Annotated in this window: 12 protein-coding genes; 3 read left to right on the forward strand and 9 right to left on the reverse strand. The window is 61.8% G+C overall.

Going from position 1 to position 11,954, the window contains the following annotated elements; genetic code table 11:
- Window positions 1-14: 14 nt before the first annotated feature.
- The 4 genes from QZ409_RS04050 to QZ409_RS04065 all read right to left on the reverse strand — a co-directional run bounded on the left by QZ409_RS04050 (window position 15) and on the right by QZ409_RS04065 (window position 3,830).
- Window positions 15-1,637 (reverse strand): hypothetical protein, encoded by a 1,623-nt coding sequence (locus tag QZ409_RS04050; protein WP_296707298.1) that lies wholly within the window; start codon window positions 1,635-1,637, stop codon window positions 15-17.
- Entirely contained in the window at window positions 1,634-2,119 is a 486-nt protein-coding gene (locus QZ409_RS04055) for a hypothetical protein (protein WP_296707299.1), read from the reverse strand. Before QZ409_RS04055 ends, QZ409_RS04050 begins: the two co-directional genes overlap by 4 nt.
- A 253-nt stretch (window positions 2,120-2,372) precedes the next feature.
- Window positions 2,373-2,585 carry a hypothetical protein gene (locus QZ409_RS04060; RefSeq protein ID WP_296707300.1) on the reverse strand — a complete coding sequence of 71 codons (213 nt, stop codon included), beginning with the start codon at window positions 2,583-2,585 and terminating at the stop codon, window positions 2,373-2,375.
- A 3-nt stretch (window positions 2,586-2,588) separates the two neighbouring features.
- Window positions 2,589-3,830 carry a site-specific integrase gene (locus QZ409_RS04065; RefSeq protein ID WP_296707301.1) on the reverse strand — a complete coding sequence of 414 codons (1,242 nt, stop codon included), beginning with the start codon at window positions 3,828-3,830 and terminating at the stop codon, window positions 2,589-2,591.
- Between the two features lie 140 nt (window positions 3,831-3,970).
- Here QZ409_RS04065 and QZ409_RS04070 point away from each other — a divergent pair, with 140 nt between their 5' ends.
- Together QZ409_RS04070 and QZ409_RS04075 are read left to right on the forward strand one after the other, a co-directional pair.
- On the forward strand, window positions 3,971-4,414 hold the full coding sequence (locus QZ409_RS04070) for a flavin reductase family protein (RefSeq protein WP_296707302.1): 444 nt from the start codon (window positions 3,971-3,973) through the stop codon (window positions 4,412-4,414).
- A gap of 42 nt (window positions 4,415-4,456) precedes the next feature.
- A complete protein-coding gene (locus QZ409_RS04075; protein WP_296707303.1) occupies window positions 4,457-4,726 on the forward strand; it encodes a hypothetical protein in 270 nt (89 codons plus the stop codon).
- A 57-nt stretch (window positions 4,727-4,783) separates the two neighbouring features.
- Here QZ409_RS04075 and fabI read toward each other — a convergent pair whose 3' ends face one another.
- Both fabI and QZ409_RS04085 read right to left on the reverse strand, forming a co-directional pair.
- Complete coding sequence (gene fabI, locus QZ409_RS04080) at window positions 4,784-5,611, reverse strand: enoyl-ACP reductase FabI (RefSeq protein WP_296707304.1); 828 nt, start codon at window positions 5,609-5,611, stop codon at window positions 4,784-4,786.
- A 55-nt stretch (window positions 5,612-5,666) separates the two neighbouring features.
- Window positions 5,667-6,527, reverse strand: coding sequence for a 3-hydroxybutyryl-CoA dehydrogenase (locus QZ409_RS04085; protein WP_296707305.1), 861 nt, complete (start codon window positions 6,525-6,527; stop codon window positions 5,667-5,669).
- A gap of 430 nt (window positions 6,528-6,957) precedes the next feature.
- On the opposite strand from QZ409_RS04085, the gene QZ409_RS04090 reads away from it, so the two are divergent.
- The gene (locus QZ409_RS04090; protein WP_296707306.1) at window positions 6,958-9,291 is read left to right on the forward strand and encodes an EAL domain-containing protein; all 2,334 of its coding nucleotides are present in this window, start codon (window positions 6,958-6,960) and stop codon (window positions 9,289-9,291) included.
- A gap of 46 nt (window positions 9,292-9,337) precedes the next feature.
- Here the strand turns inward: QZ409_RS04090 and QZ409_RS04095 are convergent, their stop codons facing one another.
- The 3 genes from QZ409_RS04095 to QZ409_RS04105 all read right to left on the reverse strand — a co-directional run bounded on the left by QZ409_RS04095 (window position 9,338) and on the right by QZ409_RS04105 (window position 11,903).
- Window positions 9,338-9,946: a hypothetical protein gene (locus QZ409_RS04095; RefSeq protein ID WP_296707307.1), complete on the reverse strand. Its 609-nt coding sequence runs from the start codon at window positions 9,944-9,946 to the stop codon at window positions 9,338-9,340.
- Window positions 9,947-9,978: 32 nt separating this feature from the next.
- Window positions 9,979-10,818 (reverse strand): DUF2092 domain-containing protein, encoded by an 840-nt coding sequence (locus tag QZ409_RS04100; RefSeq protein ID WP_296707308.1) that lies wholly within the window; start codon window positions 10,816-10,818, stop codon window positions 9,979-9,981.
- A gap of 251 nt (window positions 10,819-11,069) precedes the next feature.
- Window positions 11,070-11,903 carry a hypothetical protein gene (locus tag QZ409_RS04105; RefSeq protein WP_296707309.1) on the reverse strand — a complete coding sequence of 278 codons (834 nt, stop codon included), beginning with the start codon at window positions 11,901-11,903 and terminating at the stop codon, window positions 11,070-11,072.
- Window positions 11,904-11,954 lie beyond the last annotated feature (51 nt).

Consider the following 11,954-nt stretch of genomic DNA (forward strand, 5'->3'; position numbering starts at 1 on the left):
CATGGTGATCTCCGTCAATTCTGGTCGTAGGCCAAGAGGATGCCGTACACCCCCGCGTCCAGCAAATCATCGGCACGCCGGTAGGCTTGCTTGTCCCCGACCCTGAAGCTGCCGAACTGCGCCAGCAAATGGTTGCGGACGACGCCCTTCAACTTGAGAGTCTTGTTGAATGCGTGGTCGGTAATCTTGACCTGCCCCTCGTTGACCAAGGGTTCCGCTGCCAATGCGCGGAGGTCTTTACCACGGGCCACAAGATGGCTCGGGATGGGCTGGCAAATGTGCGGGAACTTCGCCAGCAACATCTCTCCCAACGCCACGCCCTCGATGTAGATGCCTTGCTCGTTCAACCGGACCTTGTCCCCGGTGAGCTCTTGCAGGCGTGCCTCGCACGTCAACAACCATTGCTCAACGTCAGCAGCTCCAACTTCTACGGCATCCCAATCGAGTATGAAAAGGCCACGGGGCTCAAGGTGGACGTTGAGGCCGAAGAAGACGCAGGCCGCCGCATCGTTTTCACTACCGCCCTTCACGGCCGAGTCGATCACGGCAAAGGCGATGTCAAAGGTCTTTGGGACCGGCGGGGCAACACCGTCAACTAGCAGCTTGGTGATGCTGAACAGGGCGAGGCCACTGAGGTCCACGAACTCAGCAAGGAACTCCTGCCTGAAAATTAGCGGGTGATGGACACGCGAAAGCCTGTCCAATTCCTTGGCCGGCAAAAAGGGATTTTTTGAGCTGGGGGCATGGAACTGCGTAAATCCAAGCTCGGTCTGGTGGCATATCTTATAAAAAAAATTGGACTCGTCGATGCCGTTTGGCGTTGAAGCCACGACAACATCACCGGCGAAATCAGAATAATCGAGTGTAGTTGCCAATATACTCGCGTCGTAAATGTCGCTCAGGTCCGGGCCACCAAACGCGGCCTCGTCAATTAGAACGCGATGGTACTTGCGGGACCGGCCAGCTCGTTCATGCTCAAGGGACCAGCATTCAATAGACCCGCCTCCGGGCAAGGAGAGGTACCCGGCGCTCTTGTTGGACGTGTCCGCGACACCGCCCAGAACCATGTCAAGGGCCATGAAGGTCGGGGCACTGAGTTTGTAGGTGGGAGCAAAGATTCCACAGGCCCGACCAAGCAAAGCATCATCGATGGCGAGGGCCGTTATGAGAGCGGTCTTGCCAAACCGGCGACCACAGCGCAACGCCGTGAAGCGTCCGGATTGGATGGTGGCCAAGGCGTCAATCTGGCCTTGGTGCAAGGGGCCGTCTGGCAGGCGCAGCACACTATTAGGCAACCCTACAGCTTGCAGGGCTTGCGCTGGGTGGCCTTCGTCGGCGTGGGTGGTGGTGGCGTCCCCGGCAGCAGGCCGGAGGCCGCCCACGACCAGCCTCTGGGCGCCGTGGACCATGGCGTCATTGTGGGCGCGCTGGGTGAAGTCCGTATAGAGTTCGCCCTGACCCTGGATGGTGGTAGAGACGATCCGGCCCTTGGCATCGGTCGCGCGAGCAAAGTCGGCACGCTGGCCGGTGAGAAAGTCCACGGCGGCGAAGGTGCGCAGGGCCGGCGCGCTCCGGGTGGCCAAGGCCGTGCTGAGCATGGACTGGACTAGGCGGCTGGCCGTGGCGAGGTTGCTCATTGATCGCCGCTTAGCAGAGCTTGCAGCTTGGCGATATTTCCTTCCAGCTGAACACCAACGAGCAGTTCGGTGAAGGCCTTTGCGCCGTCGATTAGGAATTTCGCGGCGTCGGTGTCGAGTTCCCCGGCAGTCGCCTTTTCCAGTACCTTTGAGACGAATTGTGATGCGTCCGTCGCCGTCACCAGCTTGGGCAAGTCTGCACTCGGTTCAATGAAGCGCAGGGGCGGTTTCGGGCTGGGCTTCGATTCAAGGTAAGCGGTTGCGGCGCGCAAGCATGCAAGCTTCAGTTCGGGGTCAACTCCCTCGGCGTGGGCCATCTCCATCATTTCAATGGGGCCGCGTTTCCATCCACGCTTTTCGAACTCGTCCAGCAGCTCTTGAGTGCGCTTGTTGGGGGTTCCTTTTGCTCGCCCCATCCCAACATTCTGCAAGGTTTCGGGATGCCCCCTACTCTTCGCTACCTTTGGGGATTCTTTGGTCATCAGAATAGTTCTCAGTAGTTGCTTATCCGACGCAAACAATACCCTATTGGCGGTATCTCAGCAACTATTGTGTATTATTCAGGACGCCGGAACAACACAACATTATCCCTCAATACTGGCTCTATCCTTGATCGTGGTCTAAGAGCCAAGGCCACACGGCAAACCACCACGACCAGCCTACACACCGCCCAGCCCGAGGCCATGACAAGAACATAGGCCAGCCAGCCGAGGACCAGCATCACCATGGCCAAGCTCAGCATTTGGGGGCTTCCCGCGCCGCCTCGGGCCAGCCATAAATGATGGTGTCGATCTTGATGGAGCGGGCTTCCAGCGCCGCCAAAGCCGCTCTCTTGTGCTCCGGCGTGCGACACACCATCGCAATCAGCTTGGTGTAAAACGGCACCATGCTCTCCAACAGCTTGGGCGGCCCATCCGCGATAGTGAATATCGTGAAGTCCTCGTTCATGCCTCAGCCCTGCTTCTTCATCGGGATTACGTTGGCGGTGTCGACCTTACCCTCGGCGAGGAACTGCCCCCACATCCTCAAGGCCTCGGCGCGCTTCTCGGCGAAATCGTGCTGCTGGTAGATGAGTGCGACCGAGGACAGCGACGACGACTTATGGGCCAAAAGCTTGTCAGCCACGTCCACGCCGACACCCTTCTTCGCCAGCCAAGTGACCCCCGACCTGCGGAAATCATGATAGGTCCACGGCTTCATCACAGGGCCGCCGTCCCGTACCAGCGCCTCATCGAGCGCCACCTTGATCCTCTGCATCCCGCCCATCACCCTTAGGCCGTCCGTGGTGAAGACGATGTCGCTCGTGTCATGCCGTGGCAGGGTGGCCAGCACGTCCTTGGCCGGGGGTGCAAGATCCACCCGATGCGGCTTGGCCTGCTTCATCCGTGCGCCGGGAATGTGCCAGACGTCCCCGGTGATCTCCGCCCAACGCAAACCGAGGGCCTCGGTGCGGCGAACCAGTGTGAGCATCAGGAAGCGGACATAGGCCGCGCGCAATGGGGACAGGGTACCAGCCGCCGCCCAAACACGGTGCAACTCCTCCTCCGTCAGGGACCGGTCGCGGGCTGCACCGGCCGGGGGCAGTTTCAGCCGGTCGTCCAGTTGGTTCACGTCAATATGGCCCTCGCTGTAAGCCCAGCGAAACACCGCCTTGATTCTTACGGCCGCCGCGTGCATCGCGATGGGGCCGCTGTTGGCGCGCACAAGATCCAGGGCCTTGGACACATCTTTGACCTGAATGGCGGCAACCGGCTTGGCCAGCAGCCCAGCGAAACCGCGCGTCAAGGACGAGAGGGTAACCTTGAGCGAGTTGGGGCGGCATTTGGGGGCCATGGCCTTCTCCCAATCGCCCAGCAGGACCGCGAGGGTGAAGGCGTCGGCCTCCCGGCGCTGACGGAGAATGGCCTTGTCCTCCTCGCGTTTGGCGAACGGGTCCAAGGTCGTGACCATGGCGGCCGATTCCAGCTTGGCCAAGTTGCGAGCCTGCATCACCGTCAGGTTGCCGAACCGGCCGAGCGCCTTGCGGAAGCTGCGCCCGTCCTTGGTGCGGCTCTGGAATAGGAAGGTCTTGCGCCCCGACGACGAAACGCGGACGCCCAGCGAGGGCGTTTCGGTGTCAAACACAAGGTAGTCCTTGCGGGAAGGCTCAGGTTTCAAGCCGTTGACAGAGGTGTCGGTGAATTTGATTGCCATGATTTTTGCGGACCTTTTGCGGACGCGACCCGGATGGTGTTAGGTGCGTTTCTTGGCCCTTATATGCGATCCGGCTAATCAGTCGTCAAGGCCGCAGCCCTTGTAAACCAAGGCATTCAGAGGTTAGCGGGTGTTAGCGGGTGTTAGTTGTAAAGGTCCGTCACATATTGGTCGAGTTCAATCCGCCGCTGATCGCCTGCGTTGTCAGTGAGGGTGATTACTCGCATCGGGCGCTGAAGAAGACCGGCGAATGCGTGCTCGCCATTCCACCCGCCGAACTTGCTGGGACGGTGGTGGCCATCGGCAATTGCTCGGGGCGCGAGGTCGATAAATTCGGGCGTTTCGGCCTCACGGTCAGACCAGCAAAAGAAGTTGCCGCGCCGCTGATCGACGAGTGCATCGTCAATATCGAATGCAAGGTCGTGGATCGCGCGCTCGTGACGGCTTACAATCTGTTCGTTCTAGAGGCGGTGCGGGCCTGGATCGACCCGAAGAAGGCCAAGGCCCGCACCCTGCACCATTGCGGCTATGGCCGCTTTCTGCTGGATGGCGAGGAGTTGCGACTGCGGTCCGCAAAACCATGATGTTTCAATGAATTGGAAGCCATAATTGCCGGGAGAAATGAAATGACAGTCTATCGCCTCTCGCCCATCGCCCCCGACGATCCGTCCTGGAAATATTCGGTGGAGAAAGCCCATGTTTGGGCGGGCGCCGCGACGCCCGAGGACGCCCGCGAGCTCGTCGCAGTCAAAACCGGATTTTTGAAACTTGCCGGGCAAGGCGCCATCTCGCCCTGGAAGAACGAGGGCGTCACATCCTGCAACGAAGAGCCAACGATGAACTATCCTGACCCGGGCGAGGTCATCCGCGAAGACGGCAGCCGGGTGGATCCCTGACAAGAATGCCGCCGCCGGTCGAGGACCTGCGGCGGCGAGAACAGGTGTGACGGGCGTTCAGGCCACGTTGTGCAGGCCGGCGTCGACATAGATCGTGTCGCCGGTCATGCCCGAGGCGGCGCCGCCGACGAGGAAGGCGGCGACGCGCCCGACTTCGGCGATATCGACCAGACGATGGGCGGGGCTGCGCTTCACAGCCGCGTCGATCAGCTCGTCGAATTCGGCTATGCCGCTTGCGGCGCGGGTCTTGAGCGGGCCGGGCGAGACGGCGTAGACGCGGATGTTCTTGTCCCCGAGTTCCGCCGCGAGATAGCGGGTGGTGGCCTGCAGGGCGGATTTGACCGGACCCATCACATTGTAATGGTTCACGACCTTGTCGGCGCCGTAATAGCTCATGGTCAGCAGCGCGCCGCCCTGTTTCATCAGCGGCTCGGCCAGCCGCGCCATTTCGATGAAGGAATAGCAGGAAACGTGCATCGCCTGCAGGAAGCCTTCCAGGGAGCAATCCACCACCCGGCCATGCAGATCCTTGCGCGGGGCGAAGGCGATGGAATGAATGACGAAATCGAGCTGGCCCCATTCGGCCGCGATGCGCTCGAAAACGCTTTCCATCTCGCCGGGCTTTTCGACGTCGAGCGGCAGCAGCAGGCTGGCTTCGATCTGATCGGCCAGCGGCTGGACGAAGGGTTTGGCCTTTTCATTGAGATAGGTCAGCGCCAGTTCCGCGCCGAAGCCGCGCAATTTGGCGGCGCAGCCAAAGGCGATGGAATGCTCGTTGCTGACGCCGACGACGAGGCCGCGCTTGCCCTTGAGCATTTCGCCGATCTTGAGGTCGGGATCCCACACCTTGGGCAAGGGATCGATCTTGATGGCTTGTTCGCGCATTTTTCGCTCCTGATGTAAGCGCCACCCGGCGAGGCCAGGGCAGCGCGGCGGGTGTTCAGTTCGCGTAGGAGAAGAAGCCGCGCCCCGACTTGCGGCCGAGATAGCCAGCGTCGCACATCTGCTTTAGCAGAGGGCTGGGGCGGAATTTGGGATCGTTGAAGCCGGCGTAAAGCGTCTCCATCACGTCGAGAACGATGTCGAGGCCAATGAGATCGCCCAGCGACAGCGGACCCATCGGATGGGCGGCGCCGAGCTTCATCATGGCGTCCACGTCCTCCGGCGTGGCGACGCCTTCATAGACGCAATTGACCGCCTCGTTGATCATCGGGATCAGCACGCGATTGACCACAAAGCCATAGGAGTCCTTGGAGACGCGCGCGTCCTTGCCGATGGCGCCGACCAGGGCCGTGATCGCCGCGCAGGTTTCGTCGCTCGTCTGCATCGCGCGGATGATCTCGACCAGCGGCATCATCGGAACGGGATTGAAGAAATGCATGCCAATGACGCGCGACGGAATTTTCGATGTCGCCGCGATCTTGGTCAGCGAAATGGAGGAAGTGTTTGAGGCGAGGATGGCGTCGGCGCGGCAGACCCGGTCGAGTTCGCCGATGATGGCCTTCTTGACCTCGAATTTTTCAACGACGGCTTCGACGACGAGGTCGCAGCCGTGCAAATCCTCGACGGCCAGCGTGGTCGTGATGCGGGCGAGGGCGGCGTCGGCGTCGGCTGCGGAGAGCTTGTTTTTCGAGACGAGGCGGCCGAGGCTGGTCTGGACGACGGATCGGGCGTGATCGAGCGCGCCCTGCGCCAGATCGCGCAAAACGACATGGAAGCCGGAGACCGCAAAAGCCTGCGCGATGCCAGAGCCCATTGTGCCCGCGCCGACAACGCCGATTTTCTGGATTTTCAAACTCATCAGAGCCTCTTTCGCCGAGGCGCGCCGCCCGCAGGGCCGGAGGCCCAGGACGAAGCGCGCGCCAAACAAGGGACCGGCGCCAATCGCAAGTCCGTGGCGACCGGGAAACCCCGGCCTCAAGCTTTTATAAACGGCTCTTGACGGGATGACGACTGCCGCATCCATATCACGGTTTCCATAGGCCCCGTTGATGCAAAGCCGTGAACGCGGTTTTTCAAGGCCCACTCGGCGCCATTGGCGAAATAATACACGTTAAACGTGTAATAATGCATTTTACATCCTTAAATTGAGCAGTTGTTTACCGTCGCCCCTTAACGTCGCCAGGGCGTCGCCTATCGGGAGGCGCGGCGGGGAAGGGATGAACCGCGGCCTGTTGGCGGCGTTTCATCCGGTCGCCGGATCGCCTGTTCGGCGGCTCAAGGATGGTGCGTTGACGATAGCCCTGGTCCAATCGCGCAATTCGGTCGGGACTGGATCTCCGGCGCCGGCGAGCGCGCTCGCGAAAGAGCGCAATGAGGGCAGGGCCTTTCTCGACGCCGCACCGGCTTTGACCCTGGGCGGCGCCGTGCTCGGCTGCAATTTTGGCCTGCTCAGCAATTTCGCGGGTTGGGCGCTCGTCGCCGCCGCCGGCGTCAAGATCGGTGTCCAGAGCCTCGAAAGCCGGCTGGGCGGCGGCGCGACCAAATTTCCTGACGCAGCTCACGGCCTCGCCGGCGCAGCAATGGCGGCGGCGCTCGGGTTTGTCTGCCTTTCAGTCTTTCTTACGGAAACTCCGGCGAGCATTCGGACGGCGGCAGTCATTTCCACGGTCGGCTACGCCGTCCTGGCGGCGGAGCGCGAGGCGTCGCGCCCGCGTTTCGCCAATCTGCAGGCCGCCTGCGCGCTTGGCCTGTTCGCTCTTGGCCTCGCGCTGAGCTGGGACAAATATTCGCCCATCGCAATAGCTTCGACTTTGACTCTCGGCTTCGCCTTGTTCATGGCGACGCGGCGGCGCACGCGCGGCGTGGCGCAAACGGCCGAGTCCGAGCGTCGCTTTACCATCGCGCTCAATAGTATGAGCCATTGCGTCGGAATGTTCGACGGCTCGGGGCGGCTGATCGCCGGAAACCAGCAGTTCCTGCGCATGTTCCGTTTCGCCGAGCCAGCCTTCGGGAACGCGCCGGTCGAGGATATGCTGCGGAAAAGCCTGGGGCTTCGACTGAGGAACCCCTCGGCGGCCGATGTCCTGTGCGACGCGGCGGCGGAGGTCCTGAAACGGCAGGCGCGCGAATGCGTCGCGCTTGAGCTGTCCGACGCCCGCTTCATGGAATTTACCTTCCAGACGACGCCGGAAGGTTTCTCGCTGCTGATCGAGGACGTCACGGCGCGACGGGTCTCCGAACTGAGAATCGAGCGCGTTGCTCGCGTGGACGATCTTACCGGCCTGTCGAACCGGACCAGTTTTCGAGAATCGTTGGAGCGCGCGACCGCCGCGATCGGGGAGGCCTCGCCGCCTTTCGCCGTGATGATGGTCGATCTCGACCGCTTCAAGCATGTCAACGATTCGCTGGGCCATCCGGTGGGCGACAAATTGCTGCAAAGGGTCGCCAAACGCATGCAGGAAATGGCCGATCCGGAAGATGTCGTTGCTCGGCTTGGCTGCGACGAATTCGTCTTTCTGCGCTTCAGCGCGCGCGAGGACGCGGCGCGTTTTGCCGCCAGCGCGGTCGAGACTTTGAGCGAGCCCTATCACGTCGAAGGCGCGAAACTGATGATCGGCGCCTCGATCGGAATCGCCATGGCGCCCGAGGATGCGACCGAGACCAGCGATCTGATGAAAGCGGCTGACATGGCCCTTTACGCGGCCAAGGACGCGGGGCGGGGCGCCTTCCGCTTTTTCCACGCGGAGATGGCCGAGGAGGCGCGTCGCAAACAGGAGATCGAGCAGGATCTGCGCATCGGCATCAGCCGCAACGAGTTGGAGGTGCATTACCAGCCCATCGTCAGCCTCGTCAAAAGGCGCATTTGCAGCTGCGAGGCTCTTGTGCGCTGGCGTCATCCCGTGCGCGGGCTGATCTCGCCGGCGGACTTCATGGAAATCGCGGAGGATTCGGGCCTCATCGTGCCACTCGGCGAATGGGTATTGCGGCAGGCCTGCAATGACGCGAAATCATGGCCCCGCGACGTGCGGCTGGCGGTGAATTTCTCGGGCATCCAGTTCGCGCGAAGCAATGTCGCCGACACCGTGCGCCGTGTGCTCAAGGAAACGAAATTCCCGGCGTCGCGGCTGGAAATGGAGATCACGGAATCGGTGCTGATGCATGATTTCGAGGCCGTGCTCGACACCATCAATGAGTTGCGCGACATGGGAATGCGGGTCGCGCTGGACGATTTTGGCGCCGGCTATTCATCGCTCGCCTATCTCAGCCGTTTCCGCCCCGACAAAGTGAAAATCGACCAGTGTTTCGTGCGGGACATGGCGAAGAACGGAACGGCGCTCGCGATTATCAAGGCGGTCAAGGCGATTGTTCAGGAGCTTGAAATCGACATGCTGGTCGAAGGCGTCGAAACGATGGAGCAGTTCGAAATCCTGCGCGCACATGGCGCCGACGAAGCGCAGGGCTATCTGTTCAGCAAGCCGCGCCCGGCGCAGGAGATCGCACGTTTCGTCGCGGATCCGGCGCAACTCGTGCGTGGCCGCAAGCTGCTGATCGAAAAATCCGCGCCCTGGGTGAAGGCCTGCGAGCGCGTCAATCCGGCGATGGCGCGGCGCGCCGCCGGGTAAGGCTCGGCGCGCGCGATGTTTTGCGCGCGCGCCAGACATTCAGCCATTACGGGGCGGGAACGACCCGGTAATAGACGCCATTGGCGCCATAGGCCGGCTGCAACCAGCCGGAATCGCAGCGATAAAACACCTGTCCCGCGACATCCTGATAGGCGCAACCCGTCGGCAGATAGCCATAGGTCGCCCCGACGGGCCAGGCGTAAGCCGCCGCCGTCGCAGCCGCCGCGCCTACGACCGCTCCCGCCGCCACAGCGCCCGCGCCCCAGCCCGCCGCGCCGCAGCCGGCGCAATAAGCGCCATAGCTATTGACCACCACTGGCTGATGATAATAAGCGCCATAGCCTCCGGTGTGATAGACGCCGCCGCCATCCACCGCAGTCCCGTGATAATAGCCGCCGTAATCGCTGGCGTGCGCAACGCCATTGGGACCGGCGGCGGTTCCGTGCCAATAGCCGCCCGCGTCGCTCACATGGGCCACGCCGTCAGGTCCCGCCACCGTTGCGTGATCGAAGCCGCCAGCATCGCCGGCATGAAAACCGCCGCCGCCGAAGTCTCCGCCGTGGAAGCCGCCGCCGCCGCGAAAAAACGCGCTAGCCGGCTGCATCGAGGCTGCCAAAGCCAGGGCGGCCGAAATCGCAATGATCGTTTTTTTCATCGCAAGAACTCCTGTGCCTAAGGGGCCGGGTTTCACTTCTTGTCCACGGGCGGCTGCGGGGGCGCAGGCGGCTCTGGGGCTGCCGGCGGCTTGGGAGCGTCCGGAGGGGAGAACGCGATGCGTTTGGCCTTGGCCGCCTTTTCGGAGGCGAAGGCTGTCGCTTCGACCTTTTCGCCGAGCTTCCAGTTTGAAAACTCCGTCTGGTAGAGCGCATGCGCAGGCTCATGCGCATAGACGACCGCGATCTTGCGCGGCAGATGGTCCTCGGCGCCGAGCCAGATCTGCCCGGCGGCGTCGTCGCCCGCGATGGCGATCATGTCGGTCGTCGTTCCGCCGACGGTGATCGAGCGCCCGATATAGAAGGCCGAATGGAGGTTCTTGGAGAGTTCGGCATAGGGATTGGAGGCGAGCACATCGGCGAAGGGGAAATAGATCGCGGCCTTTTCCCAGACCTCGTCGAGCAGCTTGTCGATGGTTGGCGGAGCATCCGCGATGGCTACAAGTTCGAGCGAGGGAATGTAGGCCGACATAGTCTTGCCGTCGTAATAGAACTCGTCCGGCGTGCCGTCGCCCAGCGTGATGACGCGCAGCTTGTCGGGGCGCTGCAGAGCCACCTGACTTACCGAGCTATAGAATAGCGGCTGTCCGTTCAGGGCCACGCGCTCGTAAGTGGACGTGGCGTTGAAGGTCACGGATTGCGCGCCCGCGAGCGCCGCGCTCGCGGCCTTGAGCAGGTCCAGCGCCTTGGGTTCAAGCTTTGGGGCCGCCGGCGCCGCTGCGGGCGGAGGCGGGGCGTTTTGCGCCAGCGCCGGGGGCGCGGCTAGAGAAGCCATCATGGCCAGGCAAAGGCCGAGCGTCAGTATTTTTGACATTTGGGTTTTGCTCCCTTCTTTCGGCGACCGTCTTGAAAATGAAAGGTCCGCCTCAAAACACGCCGCCAGAAATCATGCGCTTGAATGAAGAATCGGGCGTTTGAAAGAGGCCTTGAGCCTAGCATTTCCGAGCGAGGCAGAAAACATGAACAATCGCGCCCGGACGGGGTCCGGGCGCGTCGTTGCGACAATAAGATTTGAAACTTGCCTGGCCCTGGAGACGCGCCGCGCCAGCGCGGGAAAACCCGTGCTCAGAACGCGTAGGTGATCGTCACCTGCGGCCCGAGCAGGGTCTGCTGGAAGCGGAAGCTGCCATTGAAATTATTGGCCTTTTCATAGTCGACATAAAGCGCGCGGAAGCCCAAGGTCGAAGAAATATGCTGCGTCCAGTTATATCCGACTGCGGCAAAAGTCTGCCATGTCACGCTCTTGTTGTAGCCGCCAACGTCGGCTTCGGCGTCCACGTACCATTTTTCATTGATGACGTAGCGCGAGGCGAAGCCGATGATCGGGTCGACCCAATCCTTGCCTTGCTGCGCGGACAGGCCGAGACCGGGGATAGCGGTGTTCAAAGTGAGCGTGTTGTTGACGTTGAAATAGCGGGCGCCAGCAATCCCGTAGAAGCTCAAATTGGTGACTTGAAACGGGAGCCGCACGCCGCCGAAACCGGTCAGAATCGTTTGGGCCGTGTGGAGATTGGCGTTCACGCCGCCGAAATTTGCGAGGGTTCCCGTTCCACGCAAGTGCGAGCCCGCCGACAGGGCGCTCCAATAGAGGTCCACGCCTAAAATGAAACTATCGTTCCGGGCGATGAGACTCAGCGGGACGACGCCATTGAGTTTGGAAAGAATTTTGAAGAAGCCCACATCGACCGAGGAGGTCGGGAAGCTGGCGACGCCGACATTGGCGATCATGCTCGGCATCCAACCATTGACCGTCGCCTCGAAACGCCAACCGCTGGGAATCGGCGCCAATACGGGGGCGGGCGCTTCCTTGACCGACGGAAGATCCGCCGCGAACGCTGGCGCCGAGAACGGCAGAGTTAGGGCGAGAACGGCAGCGCCGCTCGATATGACTTTCCGCACGCGGTCTCTCCCAAACCAAAGCCGATTTTCTTGCGCTTAGAATGACAAAAT

The sequence above is a fragment of the Rhodoblastus sp. genome (assembly GCF_019449565.1).
In the GTDB taxonomy this organism is placed as follows: Bacteria; Pseudomonadota; Alphaproteobacteria; order Rhizobiales; family Beijerinckiaceae; genus Rhodoblastus.